21 protein-coding genes and 1 pseudogene are annotated in these 23,512 nt (G+C 71.1%); 9 read left to right on the forward strand and 13 right to left on the reverse strand.

Annotated elements, in window-relative coordinates:
- Positions 1 to 25: 25 nt before the first annotated feature.
- Both RAC69_RS13410 and RAC69_RS13415 read right to left on the reverse strand, forming a co-directional pair.
- Positions 26 to 877 (reverse strand): PhzF family phenazine biosynthesis protein, encoded by an 852-nt coding sequence (locus RAC69_RS13410; RefSeq protein WP_375087242.1) that lies wholly within the window; start codon positions 875 to 877, stop codon positions 26 to 28.
- Between the two features lie 26 nt (positions 878 to 903).
- A complete protein-coding gene (locus RAC69_RS13415) occupies positions 904 to 2,568 on the reverse strand; it encodes a thiamine pyrophosphate-binding protein (protein WP_375087243.1) in 1,665 nt (554 codons plus the stop codon).
- Positions 2,569 to 2,734: 166 nt separating this feature from the next.
- Between RAC69_RS13415 and RAC69_RS13420 the strand changes: the two genes are divergently transcribed.
- On the forward strand, positions 2,735 to 3,244 hold the full coding sequence (locus tag RAC69_RS13420; protein ID WP_375087244.1) for a phosphoribosyltransferase: 510 nt from the start codon (positions 2,735 to 2,737) through the stop codon (positions 3,242 to 3,244).
- 90 nt (positions 3,245 to 3,334) lie between these two features.
- Here the strand turns inward: RAC69_RS13420 and RAC69_RS13425 are convergent, their stop codons facing one another.
- The 8 genes from RAC69_RS13425 to RAC69_RS13460 form a co-directional block, all read right to left on the reverse strand.
- A complete protein-coding gene (locus RAC69_RS13425) occupies positions 3,335 to 4,858 on the reverse strand; it encodes an ATP-dependent DNA ligase (RefSeq protein WP_375087245.1) in 1,524 nt (507 codons plus the stop codon).
- An 81-nt stretch (positions 4,859 to 4,939) separates the two neighbouring features.
- A complete protein-coding gene (locus RAC69_RS13430) occupies positions 4,940 to 5,710 on the reverse strand; it encodes an enoyl-CoA hydratase/isomerase family protein (RefSeq protein ID WP_375087246.1) in 771 nt (256 codons plus the stop codon).
- A gap of 25 nt (positions 5,711 to 5,735) precedes the next feature.
- Positions 5,736 to 6,938 (reverse strand): 1,2-phenylacetyl-CoA epoxidase subunit PaaE, encoded by a 1,203-nt coding sequence (paaE, locus tag RAC69_RS13435; RefSeq protein ID WP_375087247.1) that lies wholly within the window; start codon positions 6,936 to 6,938, stop codon positions 5,736 to 5,738.
- A 16-nt stretch (positions 6,939 to 6,954) separates the two neighbouring features.
- Positions 6,955 to 7,461: a 1,2-phenylacetyl-CoA epoxidase subunit PaaD gene (gene paaD, locus RAC69_RS13440; RefSeq protein WP_375087248.1), complete on the reverse strand. Its 507-nt coding sequence runs from the start codon at positions 7,459 to 7,461 to the stop codon at positions 6,955 to 6,957.
- Positions 7,458 to 8,240, reverse strand: a complete 783-nt coding sequence (gene paaC, locus RAC69_RS13445) for a 1,2-phenylacetyl-CoA epoxidase subunit PaaC (RefSeq protein WP_375087271.1) — start codon at positions 8,238 to 8,240, stop codon at positions 7,458 to 7,460. Before paaC ends, paaD begins: the two co-directional genes overlap by 4 nt.
- A 95-nt stretch (positions 8,241 to 8,335) precedes the next feature.
- On the reverse strand, positions 8,336 to 8,641 hold the full coding sequence (paaB, locus tag RAC69_RS13450) for a 1,2-phenylacetyl-CoA epoxidase subunit PaaB (RefSeq protein ID WP_251586091.1): 306 nt from the start codon (positions 8,639 to 8,641) through the stop codon (positions 8,336 to 8,338).
- Complete coding sequence (paaA, locus tag RAC69_RS13455; protein ID WP_375087249.1) at positions 8,641 to 9,615, reverse strand: 1,2-phenylacetyl-CoA epoxidase subunit PaaA; 975 nt, start codon at positions 9,613 to 9,615, stop codon at positions 8,641 to 8,643. The genes paaB and paaA overlap by 1 nt, the downstream gene beginning before the upstream one ends.
- A gap of 118 nt (positions 9,616 to 9,733) precedes the next feature.
- The gene (locus RAC69_RS13460) at positions 9,734 to 10,153 is read right to left on the reverse strand and encodes a pilus assembly protein CpaE (protein WP_341935136.1); all 420 of its coding nucleotides are present in this window, start codon (positions 10,151 to 10,153) and stop codon (positions 9,734 to 9,736) included.
- A gap of 155 nt (positions 10,154 to 10,308) precedes the next feature.
- On the opposite strand from RAC69_RS13460, the gene RAC69_RS13465 reads away from it, so the two are divergent.
- On the forward strand, positions 10,309 to 12,465 hold the full coding sequence (locus RAC69_RS13465; protein ID WP_375087250.1) for a RecQ family ATP-dependent DNA helicase: 2,157 nt from the start codon (positions 10,309 to 10,311) through the stop codon (positions 12,463 to 12,465).
- Positions 12,466 to 12,537: 72 nt separating this feature from the next.
- On the opposite strand, the gene RAC69_RS13470 is transcribed toward RAC69_RS13465, so the two are convergent.
- Positions 12,538 to 13,305 carry an IclR family transcriptional regulator gene (locus RAC69_RS13470; RefSeq protein WP_375087251.1) on the reverse strand — a complete coding sequence of 256 codons (768 nt, stop codon included), beginning with the start codon at positions 13,303 to 13,305 and terminating at the stop codon, positions 12,538 to 12,540.
- A gap of 177 nt (positions 13,306 to 13,482) precedes the next feature.
- Here RAC69_RS13470 and dhaK point away from each other — a divergent pair, with 177 nt between their 5' ends.
- From dhaK to RAC69_RS13505, 7 genes and pseudogenes are all read left to right on the forward strand, one after another.
- Positions 13,483 to 14,475 (forward strand): dihydroxyacetone kinase subunit DhaK, encoded by a 993-nt coding sequence (dhaK, locus tag RAC69_RS13475; protein ID WP_375087252.1) that lies wholly within the window; start codon positions 13,483 to 13,485, stop codon positions 14,473 to 14,475.
- Between the two features lie 4 nt (positions 14,476 to 14,479).
- Positions 14,480 to 15,124, forward strand: coding sequence for a dihydroxyacetone kinase subunit DhaL (gene dhaL / locus RAC69_RS13480; protein ID WP_341935132.1), 645 nt, complete (start codon positions 14,480 to 14,482; stop codon positions 15,122 to 15,124).
- Positions 15,124 to 15,885 (forward strand): annotated as a pseudogene (locus RAC69_RS13485) (HPr family phosphocarrier protein); the annotation flags it as partial. The gene dhaL and the pseudogene RAC69_RS13485, both read left to right, overlap by 1 nt.
- Positions 15,886 to 16,062: 177 nt before the next feature.
- Positions 16,063 to 17,724 carry a phosphoenolpyruvate--protein phosphotransferase gene (gene ptsP / locus RAC69_RS13490; protein WP_375087272.1) on the forward strand — a complete coding sequence of 554 codons (1,662 nt, stop codon included), beginning with the start codon at positions 16,063 to 16,065 and terminating at the stop codon, positions 17,722 to 17,724.
- Between the two features lie 145 nt (positions 17,725 to 17,869).
- Entirely contained in the window at positions 17,870 to 18,247 is a 378-nt protein-coding gene (gene paaI, locus RAC69_RS13495) for a hydroxyphenylacetyl-CoA thioesterase PaaI (protein WP_375087273.1), read from the forward strand.
- A gap of 37 nt (positions 18,248 to 18,284) precedes the next feature.
- Positions 18,285 to 19,625 (forward strand): phenylacetate--CoA ligase PaaK, encoded by a 1,341-nt coding sequence (gene paaK, locus RAC69_RS13500; protein ID WP_375087253.1) that lies wholly within the window; start codon positions 18,285 to 18,287, stop codon positions 19,623 to 19,625.
- Positions 19,626 to 19,764: 139 nt separating this feature from the next.
- Positions 19,765 to 20,364: a TetR/AcrR family transcriptional regulator gene (locus RAC69_RS13505; RefSeq protein ID WP_375087254.1), complete on the forward strand. Its 600-nt coding sequence runs from the start codon at positions 19,765 to 19,767 to the stop codon at positions 20,362 to 20,364.
- Between the two features lie 138 nt (positions 20,365 to 20,502).
- On the opposite strand, the gene paaZ is transcribed toward RAC69_RS13505, so the two are convergent.
- Complete coding sequence (paaZ, locus tag RAC69_RS13510) at positions 20,503 to 22,584, reverse strand: phenylacetic acid degradation bifunctional protein PaaZ (RefSeq protein ID WP_375087255.1); 2,082 nt, start codon at positions 22,582 to 22,584, stop codon at positions 20,503 to 20,505.
- Between the two features lie 46 nt (positions 22,585 to 22,630).
- On the reverse strand, positions 22,631 to 23,497 hold the full coding sequence (locus RAC69_RS13515; protein ID WP_375087274.1) for a 3-hydroxyacyl-CoA dehydrogenase family protein: 867 nt from the start codon (positions 23,495 to 23,497) through the stop codon (positions 22,631 to 22,633).
- Between the last annotated feature and the right edge of the window lie 15 nt (positions 23,498 to 23,512).

Below are 23,512 nucleotides of genomic sequence, written 5' to 3' on the forward strand. Positions count from 1 at the left end.
CAGACGATGCCTGCCGGGAGGATCGTCAGTTTTGCAGCCTGGTCGCGCCGCCCGTCACCTCGATGCCGCCGACGTCGGGGATCGTGACTGCGAGCAGGCTCGGCCGGCGCACGTGGGCTCCCTGGTGGATGCGGATGCTGCGCTCCGGGTAGCCCAGATCGCGAAGGTACGCGCCGACGGATGCCGCGGCGGAGCCGGTCGCCGGGTCCTCGGTGATGCGGCCGACGGGGAAGAGGTTGCGCGCGTCGAAGTCGGTGGGACCGATGGCGTGCAGCACGGTCACCGTGCCGAGCCAGCCGTGCTCGCGCATGAGCGCAGCCATCTTCGGCGGCGCGAATCGGAACTGGTCGAACAGCTCCCGGTCGGCGATCGTCACGACGGGGTGCCAATTGCCCGCGAACGACTCCTTCGGCGGGAAGCGGGGATCGAGGTCGGCGCGGGCAATCCCGAGAAGCGCGAGCAGCCGTTCGAGCACGTCGTCGTCGAGCGCGCGCACCTCGGGGGCGACGCTCGTGAACGACACGACGACGTCGCCATCGGCGATGCGGGAACGCAGCGTGATCGGCCCGGCATCCGTGTCGAAGACCACGTCGCCCACCCCGTCGCGCTCGGCGAGGGCGACGGCTGTGGCCACGGTCGCGTGTCCGCAGAACGGCACTTCCGCGGCGGGCGACCAGTAGCGCACCCGGTATCGGGGAGTCGGCGCATCGGCGGCGCGCGCGACGATGAACGCGGTCTCGGAGTATCCGATTTCGGCGGCGATCTGCTGCATCCGCTCGTTGGTCAGACCTGCGGCGTCGAGGACGACGCCGGCGGGGTTTCCTCCGTCGGGCGTCGCGGCGAAGGCGCTGTAGCGCAGCACATCGGAATCGGTCATGTCGTGAGCCTATCGAGACGGCGTGGTCAGGAGTTCACGCGAATGATCTCCTGCTGATACGGCGCGATCACGTCGCCCGAGATCCGCAGGTCGAGGAGGAGGAAGCGGCGATCGGCGGGCGCTTCGGCCGCCCAGGTGCGCAGGCGCTCCAGGTCGCCGAGGGTGCGCACGACGACGCCCTCCGCGCCGACCGCAGCACCGAACGCGGCGAAGTCGACCTCGGGGATGCGCATCGGTCCCTCCGCCAGGCCCTTGAGGCCGTAGAGGTTCACCTCGGCACCGTAGGCGGCGTCGTTCCAGATGACGGCCATGCCTCGACCGCCGGCTGCTCTGACGGCGGATTCGAGGTCGGCGATCGCCATGAGCCCTCCGCCGTCGCCCGAGGTGAGCACGATCGTGGAGTCGCGGCGGGCGAGGGCGGCGCCGACGACGCTGGGCCAGCCCTGACCGATCGACTGGAAGGCGGTACCGACCATCATCATGCGATCGGGCGCGGCGACCGGCCAGTACATGTTCGCCCAGCCGATGAAGTGGCCGCCGTCCGAGACGACGACGCGGTCGTCCGGCAGCAGCTCGCCGATGCGCGTGGCCGCCGACCGCGGGTCGAGCCGGCCATCGGGTGCGAGCTCGTCGCCGGTCTCGTAGGCGCGCGCCGCCGTGACGTCGACGGATTCGCGCCACGGGCCAGCTGCGGCGTGCGCCGGCGCATCTTCGGCTCGCAGTCGAGTCAGCAGTGCTTCTGCGGCGAGCCGGGCGTCGGCTCGCACGAAGCCGCCCACGTGCGGATGCGTCGCCGCCGGCGCGGTGTCGATCTGGAACACCCGGGTGCCGGGTGCGAACAGTGCGCCGAAGCGCATCGTGAACTGGTTGAGCGACGCGCCGAACACCACAGCGACGTCGGCGGAGCCCACGAGCTCCATGGCTCCGTCGGCGCCGAAACCGCCCGTGACGCCCAGGTCGTAGGCGGTCTCGGGGAAGACTCCGCGGCCGAGCGCCGACGAGGCGGTCAGGGCCCCGGTGCGGGCCGCGAGTTCTCCGAGGGTGTCGCTCGCTCCGGCCAGCCACGCTCCACGGCCGGCGAGCAGGAACGGACGCGCGGCGCCGCGCAGGGCGGCGGCGATCTCCTCGAGCATGCCCTCCGCGAAGGCTCCACGAGGAGCCAGCGGTGCGGGGATGCGGGGCTCCGGCGCGGCAGGGACGGGGCCGGCCTCCAGGGCCGCGACGTCGTAGGGGATCGCGAGCACCACGGGCACGCGATAGGTCAGGGCGTGCTCGATGGCGATGACGGTGGTGGCTGCGGCATCCGCTCGTCCGACCGTATAGGTGCGGGCGCCGACCGCGGAGGCGAGGGCGATCTGATCGACATCCCACGGCCGGGGGCCCGAGGTCGGCTCGTCGCCGACGACGAGCACGAGGGGCACGTGCGCCTGCACGGCCTCGGCCAGCGCGGTGAGGGTGTTCGTGAACCCGGCGCCGTAGGTGGAGGTGCCGGCCGCGATGCGCCCTGAGGCGCGGAAGTGGGCGTCGGCGGCGACCACGGCGCCCTGCTCGTGGCGGACCGCGGTGAACACGGCATCCGTGCGGGTCTCGAGAGCGTCGAGGAAGTAGGCGTTGCCGTTGCCCATGACGCCGAAGACGGCGTCGATGTGCTGGGCGAGGGTGAGGGCGACGTGCGCGGACACGGTGGGCATGCGAGGGCCTTTCGAGACAGTGACGGAGAGAGATGCGTTCCGTATGTGTCTCGCCGCCGCGTCGCTGCGAGGGGCTTCGTGCCTCTTTTTCAGGCACCGGCTCGGGGCCGGACTCCTCGATTCTAGTGCGGGTCGGGCGCCGGGGAGCGTGAGGGAGAATGGACCGGTGACGGATGCTTCGATCGAGCGCGAGACGCTCACCTGGGATGGTTTCGGTTCGGCGACGCGGGATCTCGCGCGGTCGATCCTGGAGAGCGGCTTCGAGCCGGAGGTCGTGGTGGCGATCGCCCGCGGGGGACTGCTGCCGGCCGGGGCCATCGCCTACGGGCTCGGAGCGAAGAACTGCGGCGCGATCAACGTCGAGTTCTACACCGGGATCGGGACGGTGCTGGACGCGCCGGAGGTGCTGCCGCCCGCGCTCGACATGGACTACCTCGACGGGCGCCGCGTGCTGCTCGTCGACGACGTCGCCGACTCGGGGCGGACGCTCGCGCTCGCGGTGCAGCTGTTGACCGACAAAGGCGCCGACGTGCGGTCGGTGACGATCTACACGAAGCCGTCGACGATCATCCAGCCGGACTACGCCTGGAAGGACACCGACCTGTGGATCAACTTCCCGTGGTCGTTCCAGGGGACGGTGCGCGAGGAGGACCTCGGCCTCCCGCCCACGGCCTGACCGTGCAGGTGCCGGGGATCAGCGTGATCGGCGTGATCGACCCTGCCCTGGGCCTCCCGCCCACGGCCTGACCGTGCAGGTGCCGGTCTGTCACCCGCGCAGTAGTCCCCGCAGCGTCTGGATCGTGTCGGCCTCGGCCGGGGTCTTGTCGGCGCGGTAGCTCTTCACGCGTGCGAAGCGCAGCGCGATCCCGCCCGGGTAGCGCGGTGACCGCTGCACGCCGTCGATCGCTATCTCGACGACGAAATGCGGATCGAGGAAGACGGTGCTCTGGGTGCGGCGGGTCTCGTGCTCGGGGAACTGCTCGGTCTGCCACCGCAGCAGCTCGTCGGTGAGCCCTTTGAACGTCTTGCCCACCATGACGAAACCGCCCGGTTCGCCGAACTCCCCGTCGGGGTCGCGTGCGCCGAGGTGCAGGTTCGACAGCCATCCCTGGCGGCGCCCCGATCCCCACTCGGCACCGAGGACTACGAGGTCGTAGGTCAGGACCGGTTTGACCTTGACCCAGGCCTTGCCGCGTCTGCCTGCGGTGTACGTCGAGTCGATGCCTTTGACGAGCACGCCCTCGTGGCCGGCGGCGAGCGCGTCGCGTGACAGCTGCTCGGCGGCCGCCGGGTCGGCGGTGATGATCCCGGGCATCCGCCATTCTGCCGCGACGCGCTCGAGCTCGGCGAGGCGTACCGACAGCGGCTCGTCGATGAGGTCGCGGCCGTCGACGTGCAGGACGTCGAAAAACCAGGGGCGCAGCGCGAGCTCGCGGGCGGCATCGGCGCCGAAACGCGACATGGTCTCCTGGAAGGGGCGGGGGCCGCCGTCTTCGTCGAGCGACAGCGTCTCGCCGTCGAGGATGACGTCGTCGACGGGCAGGCCGCGGACGATCTCGACCAGTTCGGGAACGCGGTGCGTCACGTCCGCCAGGCTGCGCGTGTAGACGTGGACGTCGTCGCCGTGGCGGTGGACCTGGATGCGTGCGCCGTCGAGCTTGTACTCGACCGACGCCTCGCCGGTGACCTCCAGGGCAGCGGTCGGGCTGGAGGCGGTCCCCGCGAGCATGGGCAGCACGGGGCGTCCGACGGCCAGTCCGATCGCGTCGAGCTCCTCCTCTGTTCCGGTGAGCGCGACCACGGCCGTTTCTCCGAGGTCTCCCGAGAGCATCGCCGCGCGGCGCACGACTTCGGACGGGCGATCGGATGCCCTGGCGACCGCGTCGAGCAGCACCCCGGCGAGGGCGCCCGTGCGCAGTTCGCCGAGCATGGAACGGGAGAGGAAGTCCCACTCCGTCGCCGTCGCGCGCGAGGCGAGGTCGGTGAGGAGGCGGGTGCGAGCCGCAGCGGATCCTGACCCGGACGACGCCGCGAGCTCGTCGAGCGCAGCGTCGACGTCTGAGAGAGACAGACCCGGGGCTGCGGCGTGCGTGGCGTCGAGCGCCGACAGCCCGCGCCATCCGACTCCGAGCTTGCCCTGCCGCGGTGCGGCGAGGAGCAGACCGACGAGAACCGGCAGCTCCTCGGAATCCGCCGTCGAGAGCAGGGTCGCGAGGGCGTCGATCTTCGCGAGACGGGAGGAGGTCGACGTCACCTTCTCGGCGGTGGCGACGACGTCAGCGAGCTTCATCCCCGAAGTCTGGCATCGACATCGGACATTCGCCCAGGCCCTTGCGCGCCGATGTGCTGCCAGGGAAGCGGAGTCCAGGCCTCAGTATCCCCGGAACTCCGGGCGGCGCTTCTCCTGGAAGGCGGCGAAGCCCTCGCGGTAGTCGTCGGTGTCAGAGAGCGCGGCCTGAGCGGCGTTCTCGACGTCGACGGAGTCCCAGAGCGCGAGCCGCTCGTCACGGATGCGGGCGACGAGCTGTTTGCTCGCGAGGAACGCCGCGGTGGCGCCGCGGGCGGCTGCGGCCGCGGCATCCGTCGTGGCCTGCACGACCTCGTCGTCGGGGAACACGCGCGAGAACAGGCCGGCGCCGACCGCCTCCGCTCCGCTCATGAGCCGACCCGTGTAGATGAGGTCGAGGGTGCGGTGCGCTCCGAGGCGGTCGACGAAGAGGGCGTGCCCGCCGGAGTCGAGCGTCGCGCCGAGCGCCGCGAACGGCGACCCGATCTTCGCGGACTCGGCGACGTACACGACATCCGTGGCGACGAGGAGTCCGAGACCGACGCCGAGGCACGCGCCGTGCGCGACCGCGAAGGTCGGGGCGGGGAACCTCGACATGCGCTGCAGCAGCGGCGTCACGAGGCCGCCGAGGTAGCCGATCACGTCGTCGTCGCGGGGGTCGACGCCCGAGATGTCTCGTCCGGCGCAGAAAGCGCGCCCTTCACCGCGCAGGATGAGCGCGCGGACGCCCGACTCCTCGGCGTCGTCGTAGGCGCGCCCCAGGTCTCGCAGCGCCTGCTCGTCGAGCGCGTTGAGCGTGGACGGCGCGTTCAGGACGATTGTGGCGACATCGTCTGCGATCCCGAGTTCGATCACCTCATGCTCCTTCTGACACGTCGGCTCACACGTCGTAGTCGACGACGACGCGTTCGCTGGTGGGGTGGGACTGGCAGGTCAGCACGTAGCCGCGCTCGAGTTCGTCTGGTTCGAGCGCGTAGTTCTCGGTCATGGTGACGCTGCCCGCCAGCACGCGCGCCCTGCATGTGCCGCACACGCCGCCCGCGCACGCGAACGGTGCATCGGGGCGTACGCGCAGCGCCGCGTTCAGCACGGACTCGTGCGCGTCGACCGGACTCTCGACGGTCGACGACACCCCGTCGAGGGTGACCTCGATGCGCACCGTCTTCTCTCCGGCGCGCACGTCGACCGGCCGCGCGGTGCGGACCGGCTCGTCTCCGGTGGTGAACAGTTCGAATCGCACGTGCTCCTTGGCGACCCCGACATCGGCGAGCACGTCTCGGCAGAGGTCGACCAGGGCGAGGGGCCCGCACAGGAACCACTCGTCGACGTCGGCCGGGTCGATGAGCGAGGAGAGGATGGTGCGCAGCCGCTCCTCGTCGAGTCGCCCGGAGAGCACGGGGGCGGTGCGCTGCTCGCGCGACAGCACATGGTGCAGCGTGAGCCGGGTCGGATAGCGGTCCTTGAGGTCGGCGAGGTCTTCGAGGAACATCACGTCGACCGTGGCCCGGTTCGTGTAGAGGAGCGTGAACCGTGCCGTGGCCGACCGGCCGAGCACCGTGTGCGCGAGAGCCATGAGGGGTGTGATGCCGGAACCGGCGGCGATCCCGACGACGTGCCGGTGATCGAGGTCGTCGAGGCCCGAGGTGAACGTGCCCTGCGGGCTCATGACGTCGATCTCGAATCCCGGATGCAGTCCGGTCTGCGCCCACGTGGAGAACAGGCCGCCCTCGTCGCGCTTGACGGCGACGCTGAGCCGGGTCGGCGCGCCGGCGGCCACCTGTTCGGGCGTCCGCTGCTCCGGTGGTCGGCACAGCGAGTACGAGCGTCGCACGTCGACGCCGTCGAGCGTCGTCCGCAGAGCCACGTACTGGCCGGGGAGGTGGTCGTAGTCGTCGGCCAGCTCGGCGGGGACGGCGAACGTCACCTCGACGGCATCGTCGGTGAGCGGGCGGACGCTCTCGACCGCGAGAGTGTGGAACGTCGCGCGCCGGCGAGCAGGGTGCCGGTCTGCGGATGCCGGACGCGGCGCCGCATCGGTCCACTGCGCTTCGTTCGATGCAGGACGCGTCGTGAACAATCCCATCAGTGCACCCCGCTCATCAGTGCACCTTGAAGTGATCGAAGGGTTCGAGGCAGGCGCGGCATTCGAACAGCGCTTTGCACGAGGTCGATCCGAAGCGGGAGACCTCGCGGGTGTCGAGCGATCCGCAGCGCGGGCACCGCACGCTGATCGCGAGGCGGATGGGTCCGGACGAGACGGCCGCGCGTCCGGAGGGCGGGGCGATACCGTAGCGTTCGAGCTTCTGCCTGCCGGCATCCGACATCCAGTCCGTGGTCCACGCGGGTGAGAGCACGAGTCGGACGTCGACGCGGGCGGCTCCCGCCGCGGTGAGCGCGAGGACGACGTCGTCGCGGATCGTGTCCATGGCCGGGCAGCCGCTGTAGGTGGGCGTGATGTCGACGCGCACGGTCTCGCCGTCGATCTCGACCGCGCGCAGCACGCCGAGGTCCTCGATCGTGAGAACCGGCACCTCGGGGTCGGCGACGCCCGCGGCGATCGTCCACGCGTCGTCGCGGGAGAGGGAGCGTGCGTCGCGCAGGGTCACCACGACGCCCCCGGATGCCGTCGCGCGAGCACCTGCATCTCGGCGAGCAGATGTCCGAACGGCGTCGCATGCGCACCGCGGCGCCCTCCCGCGGACGAGGCGGCGGTGGCGGGCGTCTCCAGCTGGGCTTCGGTGAAGACGGTGTCGATGACCTCGTCGAAGCCCGCCCGCAGTGTCGAGGGGCGGACGACGGTGTCGCCGAGGCGCTCGACGAGGTCGTCGTCGCGGAACAGCTCGTCGACGTACGGCCAGACGTCGCCGATCGCGCGGATCATGCGACGGCGCGACTCGTCGGTGCCTCCGGCGAGCCGCAGCACCCATTGCACGGAGTGGTCGCGGTGGTAGTCGACCTCCTTCAGCGCTTTTTCGGCGATCGCGGCGAACGTCTCGTCGGTGCTGGCACGCAGTGCCGCGTACAGCTCGAACATGTAGGTGGAGACGACGAACTGGCGTGCGATGGTCTGCGCGAAGTCGCCGTTGGGCTGCTCCACGATCCACGCGCAGCGGAATTCCGGCTCGTCGCGGAAGAACGCGAGGTCGTCCTCGCTGCGTCCGTCCCGTGACCCGGCGTAGTGGAGGAAGGAGCGCGCATGGCCGAGAAGGTCGAGCGCGATGTTGCCGAGCGCGACGTCCTCCTCGAGCTCGGGCGCGCGGGAGATCCAGGCGCCGAGCTGCTGGGAGAGGATGAGGGCGTCGTCGCCGAGTCGGAGCGCGTACTCGGCGACGTCGGCGGATGCCGCGACCGCGCCGCTTCCGGAGAGCTCGGCGCTCAGGCGCAGTTCGTCGACCGACACGTCTCCGTGGATGTCATCGTGGTGCGTTTCGTCTCGCCCCGCTCGCTCGTCGACCGGGAGGGTGGCGTCCGGTTCCGTGCTCACAGGTGGGGCACCCCCTCGGACGCCGTGTAGTACACGGCGTGCCGATAGTTCTTGCCCGCGGCGCTCTCGAAGTACGCGCCCTTCGCGTCGGGGTCGCTCGTGGTGATCGCGTCGGCGGGAACCGCCCAGATCGACACGCCCTCGCCGCGCCGCGTGTAGAGATCGCGCGCGTTGCGGATCGCCATGTCGGCATCGGGGGCGTGCAGTGAGCCGACGTGCACGTGGCTGAGTCCGCGGTTCGCCCGCACGAAGACCTCCCAGAGGGGCCAGGGCTCGTGCTCGTCGTGCCCGGGGGTCGCCATCACGCCACCGCGCGATCTGCTGCGGCCTGCTTGCGGGCGTACTCCGCTGCGGCCTCCCGCACCCACGCGCCCTCCTCGTGGGCGGTGCGGCGTCGTTCGAGACGCTCGGCGTTGCAGGGACCGTTGCCGCGCAGGACCTCGAAGAACTCGTCCCAGTCGATCTCGCCCATGTCGTAGCGCCCCGCCTCGTCGTTCCACCGGAGCTCGGGGTCGGGCAGCGTGACGCCGAGGATCTCGGCCTGCGGCACCAGCATCCCGATGAATCGCTGCCGGAGCTCGTCGTTCGAGAAGCGCTTGATCTTCCACGCCATGGACTGCGCGGAGTTGGGGGACTGGTCGTCGGGCGGGCCGAACATGGCGAGGCTCGGCCAGTACCAGCGGTTCACGGCATCCTGCGCCATCCGGCGCTGCTCGTCCGTGCCGCGCATGAGCGACAGGAGGATCTCGAAGCCCTGGCGCTGGTGGAACGACTCCTCCTTGCAGATGCGCACCATGGCGCGGCCGTACGGGCCGTAGGACGCACGGCACAGCGGCACCTGGTTGCAGATGGCCGCTCCGTCGACGAGCCATCCGATGGCGCCCATGTCGGCCCAGGTCGGCGTGGGGTAGTTGAAGATCGAGGAGTACTTCGCCTTGCCGCTGATGAGCTGGTCCATCATGGCGTCGCGCGTGATGCCGAGCGTCTGCGCGGCGGAGTAGAGGTAGAGGCCGTGGCCGGCTTCGTCCTGCACCTTCGCCATGAGGATCGCCTTGCGCTTCAGGCTCGGGGCGCGGGTGATCCAGTTGCCCTCGGGCTGCATGCCGATGATCTCGGAGTGCGCGTGCTGGGAGATCTGACGGATGAGCGTCTTGCGATAGGCGTCCGGCATCCAGTCGCGGGGTTCGATGCGCTGCTCGTTCGCGATGAGCTCGTCGAACAGGCGCTGCTGATCGGACGTCTCCTCGATGAGGGAGAGGTCTGCGGGGCTGGTCATCATCGACTCCTCCGTGCGACGGGCCTGACGATCGCTCTTTACTGACCGATCGTTAGGTTATTCTGACACACGGTGGCGATGTCTTCAAGGCGGCCGCTGTCAGAGCGCCCGGGTGTGCTCAGCGAGAGCGCGAGACGAGTTCGAGGAGCGCTCGCCCGTACGCCTCGGCCGGCTCGGGATGCTCGAACGATCGCGCCTCGCCGGCGATCTCGACGTCGACGCGGAACGAGTCCTCGAGACGCACCAGCGCACGGAAGGTCCCGCGCAGCAGCTGCCGGAGCTGATCCTCGCGCGGCAGCCAGACGGCGTCGGCGAGCGTCACGGCGTCGAGCGCCCACTCGGTCGTGCCGTTGAAGGCGAGGTCGGTGCCGCTCGGCGTCTGCCGCGCCTCGATCGTCATCGCGCTCACGGTGAAGACGTCGGCCTCGGCTTCGAGCTCGATCTCGTCCGGCAGATCGAGCTGGAAGCGGTCGCCCTCGGCGGGGTGCCAGCCCAGCCCGGCGTCTCGGAGTCGGACGGCGAGTTCCCGGGAGATCATGTCCTCACGCTACCGGCGTTGCCGGAGGTTGGCTCCGCTCCGGGCAGCTGCTGCCGGTGCGGCCGGCTGCTGCCGGTGCGACCGGTGGACACCGGGATGGATCCCCTGTGGACGGACGGACGGCGGATGTCCGACGCCTCGGGCAGAGTGGAGGCATGACTTCCCCCGCCGACACCGCGTACCCGACCGCGTCGAGCGACGGCATCCGAGATCAGGCGCTCGCCGCGCTCCGCGAGCTCGTCGGTCGTTCCGACGCCGACTTCCACGACGGGCAGTTCGAGGCCGTCGAGGCGCTGGTCGACGGGCGTCGCCGCGCGCTGGTCGTGCAGCGCACGGGATGGGGCAAGTCGGCGGTGTACTTCGTCGCGACCCTGCTGCTGCGATGCCAGGGTGCCGGGCCGACCGTGCTGGTGTCGCCACTGCTCGCGCTGATGCGCGACCAGATCGCCGCGGCGGAGCGCGCGGGGGTGCGGGCGGTCGCGATCAATTCGACCAACGCGCATGAGTGGAGCGACGTGCTCGCACAGCTCGACCGCGACGAGGTCGACGTGCTGCTGGTGTCGCCGGAACGGCTGAACAACCCGTCGTTCCGCGAGCAGCAGCTTCCGACGCTGGTGCAGCGCATCGGCATGCTCGTCGTCGACGAGGCGCACTGCATCAGCGACTGGGGTCATGACTTCCGTCCCGACTACCGGCGGCTGCGCGACCTCATCGCGCAGATGCCGACGGGAGTCCCCGTGCTGGCGACCACGGCGACGGCGAACAGTCGCGTCGTGGCCGACGTGGCCGAGCAGCTCGGCAGCCTGACGCGCGGTTCTCTTCCCGACGCGTCTCCGTCCGAGCCGGTCCTGACGATCCGCGGGCCGCTCGCCCGCACCTCGCTGCGCCTGGGCGTGCTGCGGCTGCGCGACTCCGCGAGTCGGCTGGCGTGGCTGCTCAGCCATCTCGACGATCTGCCGGGGTCGGGCATCATCTACACGCTCACGGTCGCCGCGGCGGTCGACACCGCGCGACTCCTGCGTGAGCACGGGCACGACGTGCGCGCGTACACGGGACAGACGGATGCCGAGGAGCGCGAGGAGTCCGAGGGGATGCTGAAGCGCAACGAGGTGAAGGCCCTCGTCGCGACGAGCGCCCTCGGGATGGGCTTCGACAAGCCCGACCTCGGCTTCGTCGTGCATCTCGGAGCGCCCTCGTCGCCCGTGGCCTACTACCAGCAGGTCGGGCGCGCGGGACGAGCCAGTGACAGCGCCGACGTGCTGCTGCTGCCCGGTGTCGAGGATCGCGACATCTGGCACTATTTCGCGACGGCCTCGATGCCGGATCGGGAGCGTGCCGAGCGCGTGATCGGTGCGCTCGGCGACGCGCCGATCTCGACACCGGCGCTCGAGGCGATGGTCGACATCCGCCGTACGCCGCTCGAACTGCTGCTCAAGGTGCTCGACGTCGACGGGGCGGTGCGGAAGGTGCAGGGCGGCTGGATCGCCACCGGCGAGCCGTGGGCGTACGACGCCGCCCGGTACGAGCGGATCGCGGCGGAGCGCGTGGCCGAGCAGCAGCACATGCTCGACTACGAGCAGACCGATGGGTGCCGCATGGAGTTCCTGCAGCGGGCGCTCGACGACGACACAGCGGCGCCGTGCGGCAGATGCGACAACTGCGCGGGGGTGTGGTTCCCGCAGGAGATCGCCACGCAGGCCGGGGCCCAGGCGGCCGAGTCGCTCGACCGGGTCGGGGTGCCGATCGAACCGCGGCGCGCCTGGCCGACCGGCGCCGACCGGCTCGACGTCCCCGTGCGCGGGCGGATCGCCGCCGAGGAGCAGGCGGACGAAGGTCGAGCGCTCGCGCGCCTGACGGACCTCGGGTGGGGCGGTGCCCTGCGTCAGGTGTTCGCCGCCAATGCTCCCGACGCCGCGGTCACGCCGCAGCTGCTCGACGCCTGCATCCGTGTGCTCGCCCGCTGGGAGTGGAGTGAGCGGCCGGTCGCCGTGGTGGCCATGCCGTCACGGTCGCGTCCGCTGCTCGTCGACTCGCTCGCGCGGGGCCTGGCCGAGGTCGGTCGCCTCCCGTATCTCGGTGCGCTCGAACCGGTCGGCGGTGGGCCGAGCGGCCAGGCCGGAGGGAACAGCGTGTTCCGCCTCGCCGGCCTCTGGGACCGACTCAGCGCCGAGCATCTCGACATGCCGTCGGGCCCGGTCCTCCTGGTCGACGACCTCGTCGACAGCCGATGGACCGTGACCGTGGCGGCGCGCGCGCTGCGTCGCTCGGGTGCGACGGCCGTGCTCCCGTTCGCGTTGGCGCTGCGCGGTTGAGTCCGTGACCGTGGCGGCGCGCACTCGCCGCCTCGTCTTTCTGCTCGACCGTCGCGCTCTGCTCGACCGTCGCTATTCCTCGACGGGGGCGAGGCGGGGTGGCCAGGTGGTGGCGCCGAGCTCGCGGGAGATGTTGCGGGCGGTCTCGCGCAGCGCGTCGAGCACGCTGTCTGACGCCGGCGCCTGCGATGTCGGCATCACCACCGCCACCGCTGCGACGATCTCGTTCGACGCGTCGGCGACGGGCGCCGCGACTGACGCCTCGCCCAGGACTGCTTCGTCGGCCTCGACGGCGGACGCCCGTTCGGCGATCGCGGGCAGCTCCAGGGTGAGGCGTGCGATGTCGGTGATCGTGTCACCGGTGAGGCTGCGCAGGGGGCGCTCGAAGACGGTGCGCTGGAATCCGGCGTCGTACGCGAGCAGCACCTTGCCCATGGCGGAGGCGTGCGCAGGGATGGCGACGCCCGTCTCGAGCATCTGTCGGCTGTCGTCGGGGCGCAGGTCGTGGTGGATCACGAGCACCTCGTGGAAGTGCGGGGCGCCGAGTCGTACCGGAAGGTTGGTGCGGCGTGCGAGCTCCTGCGTCCAGCGCATGGCCCGTGCGCGCACATCGAGGGTGTCGAGATAAACGTTGCTGAGGCGCAGCAGCGTCGGCCCGAGCATGTAGCGCTGGCCGCCGCGCTCCTTGGCGACGAGGCCGTGCTCCCGCAGCGACTTGACGATGCCGTGCACGGTCGACGGCCGTAGTTCGAGGGCCGCCGCGAGGTCGGTGATGCCGAGGTGTCGGGCGCCCTGCAGTAGCTCCAGCACCTTCGCGGCTCGATCGATCGCTTGGATCATCCCGTTCGCTCCGTTCCGCAGGCGACGTCCGTGTGTCGTCCTGTCGCGGGTTCTGCCTGGATCATCCGTCCTCCTCTCCCTTGACATGAGGACTCTGCCCGAGCATATTCGACATTGACGAATAACTTTCCGATTTTGTCGGGAAGATCGTGCGGCCGAGATCAAGGGAGATCCACCATGAAGAAGCTCATCAACGCTCCGGAAGACGTGCTCGTCGAGTCGCTGAGAGGAGTGGCGCTCGCGCATCCCGAACTCTCGGTCGATCTCGAGACGCACGTCATCACCCGCGCGACGCCCAAGGCGCAGGGCAAGGTCGCAGTGGTCTCGGGCGGTGGCTCCGGGCACGAACCGCTGCACGGAGGCTTCGTCGGCGAGGGCATGCTCGACGCCGCCGTCGCGGGCGAGATCTTCACCTCGCCGACACCTGACCGCGTGCAGGCGGCGACCAAGGCCGTCGACCGGGGCGCGGGAGTGCTGCACATCGTGAAGAACTACACCGGCGACGTGCTCAATTTCGAGATGGCAGCCGAGCTCGCGTCGATGGACGGCATCGAGGTCGGCACTGTGATCGTCGACGACGACGTCGCCGTGCAGGACTCGCTGTACACCGCCGGCCGGCGTGGCGTCGGTCTCACCGTGCTGCTCGAGAAGCTCGTCGGCGCTGCCGCCGAGGAGGGCCAGGATCTCGCGTCGGTCGTCGACCTCGCCCGGCGCATCAACGGGCAGGGGCGCTCGATGGGAATGGCGCTCACCAGTTGCACCGTCCCCGCCGCGGGCAAGCCGACGTTCGATCTGCCCGACGATCAGATGGAGATCGGCATCGGCATCCACGGCGAGCCCGGTCGTCACCGCGAGCCCCTCGCCCCGGCATCCGAGATCGCCCGTCAGCTGGTCGAGCCGATCGTCGCCGACCTCGACCGCACCGGGCCCGCGATCGTCATGGTGAACGGCATGGGGGCGACGCCGCAGATCGAGCTGTATCTGATGTATGCCGAGGTCGCCGCCCTGCTGGAGAAGGCGGGAGTGCAGATCGTGCGGAACCTCGTCGGCAACTACATCACCTCCCTCGACATGGCCGGGTGCTCCGTGACGGTGCTGGCCGCGGACGACGAGCTCCTGCGGCTCTGGGACGCTCCGGCGAACACCCCCGGACTCCGGTGGGGGGTGTGACCCGATGACCGACACGATCGACACGGCGACGCTCGTCGACTGGATCACCCGCTTCCGCGACGCGGTCACCGAGAAGCGCGAGTGGCTCACGGAACTCGACTCGGCGATCGGCGACGCCGACCACGGGGCGAACATGGCACGGGGAATGGCAGCGGTGGTCGAGAAGCTCGACGCCGGTGCGCCCGCCACCGTGGACGAGCTGCTCAAGAGCGTGGGGATGACCCTCGTCAGCTCGGTCGGAGGGGCGAGCGGCCCGCTCTACGGCACGCTGTTCCTGCGGATGGGCATGACGGCGGGCGCCGTGACAGAGCTCGACGCCGCGGGTCTCGCTGCCGCACTGCGCGCGGGGCTCGACGGTATCGTCGCCCGTGGCAAGGCTGAAGCGGGCGACAAGACGCTGTTCGACGCGATGTCTCCGGCCGTGGATGCGCTCGACGCGGGTGTCGCGCGCGGTGCAGGACTCGCCGATGCCGCGGCTGCGGCGGCCACCGCCGCTGCTGCGGGTCGAGACGCCACACTCCCGCTCGTCGCACGCAAGGGGCGGGCGAGCTACCTGGGGGAGCGGAGCGCCGGTCACCTCGATCCGGGCGCCGCGTCGGTGACGCTCCTGTTCGACGCCCTGGCCGCCGCGATCGCCGGCTCGTCCTGATGATCGGCGTCGTCGCCGTCTCCCACAGCGCTCGGCTCGGGGAGGCGGCCCTCGAGCTTGCCCTGCAGATGGTCCCCTCGGGCGGCGCGCAGGTGCGCGTCGCAGCCGGAGCCGGGACGGATGCCGACGGCTCGCCCGTGCTCGGCACCGACGCGGTCGCCGTCGCGGCGGCGATCGACGAGCTCGCGGAGGACTGCGACGGCGTGCTCGTGCTCATGGATCTCGGCTCGGCCGTGCTGAGCGCGGAGCTCGCGCTCGAGCTGCGCGCCAGCGACGTTCCCGTGCGGTTGGCGCCCGCGCCTTTCGTCGAGGGTCTGCTCGCCGCGGTGGTGTCGGCGTCGGCCGGGGGCGAGTTGGATGCCGTCGCCGCCGAAGCCGCGGGGGCGCTCGCCGCCAAGACGGGGCAGCTGGGCGACGACCTCGCGTCGGCCCCCGACGCGGCCTCGGACGCGGCCCCCGACGCGGCGCCGGGCCCAGCGCCGGGCGCGGACTCCGATGCGGCCCCGGGCTCGGACTCCCGACGCTCCGCATTCAGCCGCACTGTCCGGGTGCGCAACGCCCTCGGCATCCATGCGCGTCCCGCCGCGCTGATCGCCGACGCGTCGGCCGGGGCGGTCGTGCGGCTGCGGCGGCTGCCCGACGGCCCCGAGGCCTCGGCGGCGAGTCTGTCGCGCCTGCTCGTGCTCGGGGCGCGTCATGGCGATGAGGTCGAGCTGACGGCGGACGGTCCGGGGGCCGAGGCCGCACTCGACCGGGTCGCTGCGCTGTTCGACGACGGGTTCGGGGAGGGCACCTCGTCCGCATCCGAACCCGACGAGCCGCCGGCGTCCACGAGGTCCGATTCCTCCGTCTCCGCCACCTCGTCCGCCGCCACCTCGTCCTCCGTCTCCGCCACCTCCGCGCCCGACCCGAGCTCCACGACCGTCGCTCCGGGGGCCGTGCTGCGGGGTCGGGGTGTGAGTCCGGGCGTCGTCTCCGCGCCGGTCGTGCTGCTCGGCGAACCGCTCGTCGAACCCGACGGTGCGGTGACCGTCGGGCCGGCCGACCGGGCCGCCGAGGTGTCGGCGATCGAGTGGGCGGCGGTCGCCGTCGCCGACCGGCTGCGCCGTCGCACCGACGCTGCGAGCGGTGAGTCGCGGGCGATCCTCGACGCGTCGCGTCTGCTGGCCTCCGACCCCGAACTGGTCGCCGAGGCGACCGCGCTCGTCCAGGCGAAGGGCCGCACCGCTCCCCGCGCTGTCTGGGAGGTGGGCAGTGCGCACGCGCGACAGCTCGCGGCCCTCGGCGGCCGGATGGCCGAGCGGGTCGCAGACGTGCTCGACGTCCGCGACCGGATCATCGCCGAGATCCTCGACGTGGATCTGCCAGGCGTGCCGGAGCGCGACGAGCCGTTCGTGCTTGTCGCACGCGATCTCGCGCCGGCCGACACCGCGGCTCTCGATGGAGGCAACTGCGTCGCCCTCGTCACGGAGGACGGCGGTCCGACCTCCCACACAGCGATCATCGCGCGCTCGCTCGGACTGCCGGCGGTGGTCGCCGCAGCGGGAGCCACCGGCATCCCGGCGGACTCCGTCGTGCTCGTCGACGGCGACCAGGGGACGATCGAGGTCGAGCCGTCCGCCGAGGTGGTCGAAGCGGCGCGTGCGGCATCCGCGGTGATCGCCTTCGACGGTTGCGGCGCTCTCGCCGACGGGGAAGTGCTCCCGCTCCTCGCCAACGTGGGCGGCGCCGCCGACGCGGAGACCGCAGCCGCAGCCCGCGCTGAGGGGGTCGGGCTGTTCCGCACCGAGTTCTGCTTCCTCGACCGCGGTGACGCGCCGAGCGTCGACGAGCAGGTGGCCGCGTACCGCGCGGTGCTCGGGCCGTTCGCGGGGCGCCGCGTGGTCGTGCGCACGCTGGATGCCGGGAGCGACAAGCCCCTGCCGTTCACCGATCCGCAGCCCGAGGAGAATCCCGCGCTCGGTGTGCGGGGGCTCCGTCTCGCCCGGCGTTCGCCGCAGCTGCTCGACGACCAGCTGCGGGCGCTTGCCGCCGCCGCTCGGCAGGAGTCCGCGCACGTCGAGGTGATGGCGCCCATGGTGGCGACCGTCGCCGAGGCGCGGGGCTTCGTCGAGCGCTGTCGCTCGGCCGGCCTCGAGCGGGTGGGCGTCATGATCGAGACGCCGTCGGCGGCTCTCCTCGCCGCCGAGCTGTTCGCCGTCGTCGATTTCGTGAGCATCGGCACGAACGACCTGGTGCAGTACACGATGGCCGCCGATCGTCTTCTCGGTGAGCTGGGTGATCTCAACGACCCGTGGCAGCCCGCCGTGCTGCGGCTCATCCACGCCGTGGGTCAGGCGGGCCGCGCCGCGGGCAAGCCGGTGGGCGTGTGCGGAGAGGCCGCGGGCGACCCGGCGCTGGCTCCGGTGCTCGTGGGATGCGGGGTGACGTCTCTCTCGATGTCGTCCCGCGGTCTGGGGCGTGTGGCGGCGGCGCTTGCGGCGGTCACGCACGAGGACTGCCGTCGGGCGGCGGAGGCCGCGTGCTCGGCATCCGGGGCGGAGGAGGCCCGGGCTGCGGCCCGCCGCGTGCTCGCGAATCCGGAGAATCCTCTTTACTAACCGATCGTTCAGTTAGTATGGTCGGGTCGGATGCTGCGGCATCCGACTCGACGAGGAGGTCGACATGGCAGAGACGCGCACCGCTGAGCAGACCGCGGCAGGGGCACCGCCCGTCCCGGGACCGGATCTGCCGCCGAACCGGGCGATGATGCAGCGCGATCGCGCGTCGGCATCCCTCGGCCTGGTCGTCGAGTGCGACGATCCCGGTCACGCGGTCGTGTCGATGCTCGTGCGCGACGACATGACCAACGGATTTCGCATCACGCACGGCGGGTTCGTGTTCGCCCTCGCCGACACGGCGTTCGCGATCGCCTGCAACGAGGACGACCGGGTGACGGTCGCCGCGGGTGCCGACATCTCGTTCCTCAAGCCGACGGCAGCCGGTCAGACCCTGACCGCGACCGCCGTGCGACGCTCCCGATCGGGGCGCTCCGGCATCTACGACGTGACCGTCGTCGATGAGCTCGGCGACACGGTCGCCGAGTTCCGTGGGCGCTCGCGCACCACCTCGCAGACCTTCTGACCCGTCCCTCTGATCCCCGCCCGGAGCACTCATGTCGATGACGACCGAACCCGCCACCGGATCATCCGCGTCCGCGACTTCCGTCCGTCCGCCCTCCGCGGATGAGCTCGACGCCGAGGAGCGCATGAGCCGTCCCGAGATCGAGCAGCTGCAGCTGGCCAGGCTGCAGCAGACGGTTCGGCACGCCTACACCAACGTGCCGCACTACCGGCGCACCTTCGACGAGGCGGGCGTGCATCCCGATGACATCCGCACGCTCGCGGACGTCCAGCGGCTGCCGTTCACGACGAAGGCCGATCTGCGCGAGACCTATCCCTTCGGCATGTTCGCGGTGCCGATGAGCGACGTCGCCCGCATCCACGCGTCCAGCGGAACGACGGGGCGTCCCACGGTGGTGGGGTACACGTCCGGCGACCTCGACCGCTGGGGCACGCTGGTGGCGCGGTCGCTGCGCGCGGCCGGTATCCGGCGCGGCATGAAGGTGCACAACGCCTACGGGTACGGGCTGTTCACGGGCGGCCTCGGCGCGCACGCCGGTATCGAGGCGCTCGGTGCGACCGTCATCCCGGTCTCGGGCGGGCAGACCGCGCGGCAGGTGCAGCTGATCCGGGACTTCGAGCCGGATGCGATCCTGTGCACGCCCAGCTACCTGCTGACCATCGCCGATGCGATGGTGGCGCAGGGCATCGATCCGCGGTCGACGTCGCTGAAGGTGGCGGTGCTGGGAGCCGAGCCGTGGACGAACGAGATGCGGCGCGAGCTCGAGCAGCGGCTCGACATCGACGCTCTCGACATCTACGGGCTGAGCGAGGTCATGGGTCCGGGGGTTGGCAGCGAGTGCCTGGAGGGCAAGGACGGACCGCACCTGTGGGAGGACCACTTCCTGCCCGAGGTCATCGATGCCGAGACCGGCGCCGTGCTGCCCGACGGCGAGCTCGGCGAACTCGTGTTCACGTCTCTGACGAAGGAGGCCTTCCCGGTCATCCGGTATCGCACGCGCGACCTCACCCGGCTGCTCCCCGGTACAGCGCGGCCGGGGATGCGGCGCATGGAGAAGGTCACCGGGCGCAACGACGACATGATCATCGTGCGGGGCGTCAATCTCTTCCCGACGCAGATCGAGGAGCTCGTGCTCGGTATCGAGCAGCTGACGCCGCACTTCATCCTCGAACTCACCAAGGACGGGCGGATGGATGCTCTCACGGTGCGCATCGAGCGTCATCCCGAGCTGTCGGTCGAGACGTGCGAGAGCGCCGCGGAGGTTCTCGCCCAGCGCATCAAGGTCTTCATCGGGTCGACGGTCGCCGTGCGCCTCGAAGAGCCTGGCGCACTGCCGCGTAGTGAGGGCAAGTACAAGCGGGTCTACGACCTGCGCTGAACGTCTGGATGTGTGCCTGGCGCACTGCCGCGCAGCGAGGGGAAGTACAAGCGGGTCTACGACCTGCGCTGAACGTCTGGATGTGTGCGCGCCGTGCGCTTCGCGCCTGATCGGTCCGCGGGTGGGAGACTGAGTCGTGATGTCCGAGATGCAGAGTGCGCGACGCGGTCGCCCCGGTTACGACCAGCAGGGGATCCTCGCCGTCGCGGTGGCCGCGTTCAACGAGTACGGATACGACGCGACGTCGATCGGCATGCTCGCCGAGCGCCTCGGGCTGTCGAAGTCCGCGATCTACCACCACTTCGGTTCGAAGGACGAGATCCTCGATCGGGCGCTGGATTCGGCGCTGAGCAGTCTCGAGGCTGTGGTCGAGGAGCCGACGGCAGGGGCGAGCTCGGCGGCCGACCGACTGGAGCAGGTGCTGAGGGGCGCGGTGCACGTGCTCGTCGACCAGCTGCCTGCTGTGACCCTCCTGCTGCGGGTGCGGGGCAACACCGAGGTCGAGCGCACGGCGCTGTCACGTCGGCGCACCTTCGACCGTCGGATCACGGCGCTCGTGACGGACGCGCAGGACGAGGGGGCTCTGCGCGACGACATCGATGCGAGCGTGGCGTCGCGTCTCACGTTCGGGATGATCAACTCGATCGTGGAGTGGTACCGCCCCGGCGGGCGGGAGGGCGCCGACCGCCTGGCCGACGACGTGGTCGCGATCGCGCTCGACGGTCTGCGCAAGCGCTGACCGGGAACCAGCGCCGTCGAGCGCTGACCGGAACCCAGCGCTGGCACGCGCTGACCGTCGACAGCGCCGGCAAGCGCTGACCGGGACCCAGCGCCGTGCCCGCAGAGACCGGCACTGCGCCTCGTACTCCGCCGCCGCCTACGCTGCGTCCCGCTCCTTCGCGACGAGGGTCAGCACGTCGTAGGTGGCGACGATCTCGTCATCCTGGTTCTTGAGCACGGCGTCCCATCGCACCTCGCCGTACTCGTCGGTCTCGCGAGGGGTGATCTGCTTGGCGGTGAGTTCGACGCGGATCTCATCGCCCGGTGACACGGGCGTCACGAACCGCAGGTTCTCGAGGCCGGAGTTCGCGAGCACGGGGCCGGGTGCGGGGTCGACGAAGAGTCCGGCGGCCCACGACACCAGCAGGTATCCGTGCGCCACGCGTCCGGGGAAGAAGGGGTTGGCCGCGGCGGAGGCCTCGTCCATGTGGGCGTAGAAGGTGTCGCCGGTGAACGCCGCGAACGTCTCGATGTCGTCGAGCGTCACGGTGCGGGAGCCGCTGGCGACCTGGTCGCCGATATGCAGCTCGGCGAGAGACTTGCGGAACGGATGCACGCCGTCGCTGTCCTGGTACGGACGCGCTGCCGCACCCTGGTGCCACACTCCGGTGAGGGCGGTCATCATCGCGGGCGACCCCTGCACGGCGGTGCGCTGCATGTGGTGCAGCACGGCACGGATGCCGCCCAGCTCCTCGCCGCCGCCGGCGCGGCCCGGCCCGCCGTGGACGAGGTTCGGCAGCGGGGAGCCATGACCGGTCGAGCTGCGGGCGTCGTCGCGGTCGAGGAACAGGACTCGGCCGTTGTACGCGGCGATGCCCGACGCCAGCGTCACGGCCACCTCGGGGTCGTGCGTGGCGACGCTGGTGACGAGCGAGCCGCCGCCGCGGGCGACCAGCGCGCTGGCCTCGTCGAGCGAGTCGTAGCCGATGATGCTCGACACCGGGCCGAACGCCTCGATCTCGTTCACGGCGTCGCTCTCGGCATCAGGGAAGCGCAGGAGCATGGGCGAGACGAACGCTCCGTCGGGAGCTGCGCCCTCACTGCCGTCGGCGCGGCGCACGGTCGGGGCGTCGGTCGACCCGACCACGAGCTCGCCGCCGCCCGCGCGCAGACGCTCGACCTGACGCAGCACCTCGTCACGCTGTGCGGTGGAGGCGAGCGGGCCCATGGTCACGCCCTCGGCACGGGGGTCGCCGATGACGATGCGCTCGGCGAGCCGGGTGCGCACGGCGCCGATCACGTCGTCGACGAGCTCCGTCGGAACGATCGCGCGGCGGATCGCGGTGCACTTCTGTCCGGCCTTGCTCGTCATCTCGGCGACGAGCTGACGCACGTAGGCCTCGAACTCGGGGGTGCCGCTGACGGCATCGGTTCCGAGGATCGAGGCGTTGATCGAGTCGGTCTCGCTGGTGAACCGCACGCCGCCCGTCTGCACGGCGTCGTGAGCGCGGAGGCGCTCGGCGGTCGAGGCGGAACCGGTGAAGGCGACGAGGTCGCCGAGCCGCAGATCGTCGAACAGGGTCGGCACGCTGCCGGAGACCAGCTGCAGCGATCCCTCGGGGAGCAGGCCGGACTCGACCATGATCCGCACCATGGCCTCGGTGAGGTAGCCGGTCGGCGTCGCGGGCTTCACGACCGTGGGGACTCCGGCGAGGAACGCGGGGGCGAACTTCTCGAGCGACCCCCAGACGGGGAAGTTGAAGGCATTGAGCTGCACGGCCGCTCCACGCAGGCGCGTGTATATGTGCCGCCCGATGAACGACCCGTCTCGGGAGAGGTTCTCGACGGGGCCGTCGACGTACACCTTCGCGTTCGGCAGCTCGCGGCGGCCCTTGCTGGAGTAGGCGAAGAGCACGCCGATACCGCCGTCGATGTCCACCCAGGAGTCCTGCGAGGTTGCGCCGGTGCGGCTGGAGATCTCGTACAGCTCGGACTTGCGCTCGGTGAGCGCGAGGGCGAGATGCTTGAGCCGCACGGCGCGCTGGTGGAAGGTGAGCCCGCCGAGGGAGTCCTGACCGGTGCTCCGCGCGTACGCGAGGGCGGCGCCGAGGTCGAGTCCGCTGGTCGAGACGCGGGTGACGACCTCGCCGGTCGACGCGTCGCGGACCTCTGCGGCGTCGGTCGCATCCGTGGGGGTCCACCACGCGCCCTGCACGTAGCTGGGCAGGATGTCGGTCATCTCTCGTCCTTCCGTCGGGTCTGTCGTCGTCCGTCGCGTCTGCTCATCACTCGTCCCACTCGTAGAAGCCGCGGCCGGTCTTGCGGCCGAGGTGCCCGTCGGCGACCAGACGGCGCAGCAGGGCGGGTGGTGCGAAGCGCTCGCCGAGGTGGGCGGCGAGGTATTCGGCGATGCCGAGGCGCACGTCGAGCCCGACGATGTCGGTGAGGCGCAACGGCCCGACCGGATGCTTGTAGCCGAGCGTCATGGCGGCGTCGATGTCGTCGGGGGAGGCGACGCCCTCCTCGACCATGCGGATCGCCTCGAGTCCCAGAGCGACGCCGAGGCGCGACGACGCGAAGCCGGGGGCATCGGCGACGACGATGGGCGTCTTGCCGATCGACTGGACCCATTCGCGGGCCGCGTCGACGAGCGGGGGAGCGGTGGCCGCGCCCCGCACGATCTCGACGAGGGTGGAGGCGGGCACGGGGTTGAAGAAGTGCATCCCGAGGAAGCGCGCGGGGCGGTCGAGGGTCGCCGCCAGCTCGTCGATCGAGATCGACGAGGTGTTCGAGGCGATGGCCGCGTCCGGGGCGATCTGCGCTTCGACCCGGGTGAGGGCGTCGACCTTGAGAGAGATGTCCTCGGGCACGGCCTCGACGACGAGCTCGCACGTGGCGAATCCGGCGATGTCGGCCGTGGACGAGAACCGCGCGCGATACGCCTCGGAGGTCTCGCTCGCGGAGCCGCGCGCGATCGACGCCTCGAGTGAGGTCACGACACGATCGGATGCCGCGCGCGCGGCCTCCTCGTCACGTTCGACGACGGTCACGTGCGAGCCGGCGAGAAGAAACGCATGCGCGATACCTGCGCCCATGCGTCCGCCGCCGATCACTCCGACGTGTGCGGGGGCGTGCGTGTCGCCTGCTCCCATGCGTCCGTCGCCGAG

This window comes from Microbacterium sp. LS_15 (assembly GCF_041954735.1).
In the GTDB taxonomy this organism is placed as follows: Bacteria; Actinomycetota; Actinomycetes; order Actinomycetales; family Microbacteriaceae; genus Microbacterium.

What these genes read in the sequence shown, in the direction of transcription:
- RAC69_RS13515 (WP_375087274.1), bottom strand. Translation starts at nt 23,497, where the DNA reads ATGGGAGCAGGCGACACGCACGCCCCCGCACACGTCGGAGTGATCGGC.
- paaI (WP_375087273.1), top strand. Translation starts at nt 17,870, where the DNA reads ATGATGCAGCGCGATCGCGCGTCGGCATCCCTCGGCCTGGTCGTCGAG.
- paaB (WP_251586091.1), bottom strand. Translation starts at nt 8,641, where the DNA reads ATGGCGACCCCCGGGCACGACGAGCACGAGCCCTGGCCCCTCTGGGAG.
- RAC69_RS13415 (WP_375087243.1), bottom strand. Translation starts at nt 2,568, where the DNA reads ATGCCCACCGTGTCCGCGCACGTCGCCCTCACCCTCGCCCAGCACATC.
- paaA (WP_375087249.1), bottom strand. Translation starts at nt 9,615, where the DNA reads ATGACCAGCCCCGCAGACCTCTCCCTCATCGAGGAGACGTCCGATCAG.
- paaZ (WP_375087255.1), bottom strand. Translation starts at nt 22,584, where the DNA reads ATGACCGACATCCTGCCCAGCTACGTGCAGGGCGCGTGGTGGACCCCC.
- RAC69_RS13505 (WP_375087254.1), top strand. Translation starts at nt 19,765, where the DNA reads ATGTCCGAGATGCAGAGTGCGCGACGCGGTCGCCCCGGTTACGACCAG.
- RAC69_RS13470 (WP_375087251.1), bottom strand. Translation starts at nt 13,305, where the DNA reads ATGATCCAAGCGATCGATCGAGCCGCGAAGGTGCTGGAGCTACTGCAG.
- RAC69_RS13460 (WP_341935136.1), bottom strand. Translation starts at nt 10,153, where the DNA reads ATGATCTCCCGGGAACTCGCCGTCCGACTCCGAGACGCCGGGCTGGGC.
- RAC69_RS13410 (WP_375087242.1), bottom strand. Translation starts at nt 877, where the DNA reads ATGACCGATTCCGATGTGCTGCGCTACAGCGCCTTCGCCGCGACGCCC.
- RAC69_RS13465 (WP_375087250.1), top strand. Translation starts at nt 10,309, where the DNA reads ATGACTTCCCCCGCCGACACCGCGTACCCGACCGCGTCGAGCGACGGC.
- RAC69_RS13425 (WP_375087245.1), bottom strand. Translation starts at nt 4,858, where the DNA reads ATGAAGCTCGCTGACGTCGTCGCCACCGCCGAGAAGGTGACGTCGACC.
- dhaL (WP_341935132.1), top strand. Translation starts at nt 14,480, where the DNA reads ATGACCGACACGATCGACACGGCGACGCTCGTCGACTGGATCACCCGC.
- dhaK (WP_375087252.1), top strand. Translation starts at nt 13,483, where the DNA reads ATGAAGAAGCTCATCAACGCTCCGGAAGACGTGCTCGTCGAGTCGCTG.
- paaE (WP_375087247.1), bottom strand. Translation starts at nt 6,938, where the DNA reads ATGGGATTGTTCACGACGCGTCCTGCATCGAACGAAGCGCAGTGGACC.
- paaK (WP_375087253.1), top strand. Translation starts at nt 18,285, where the DNA reads ATGACGACCGAACCCGCCACCGGATCATCCGCGTCCGCGACTTCCGTC.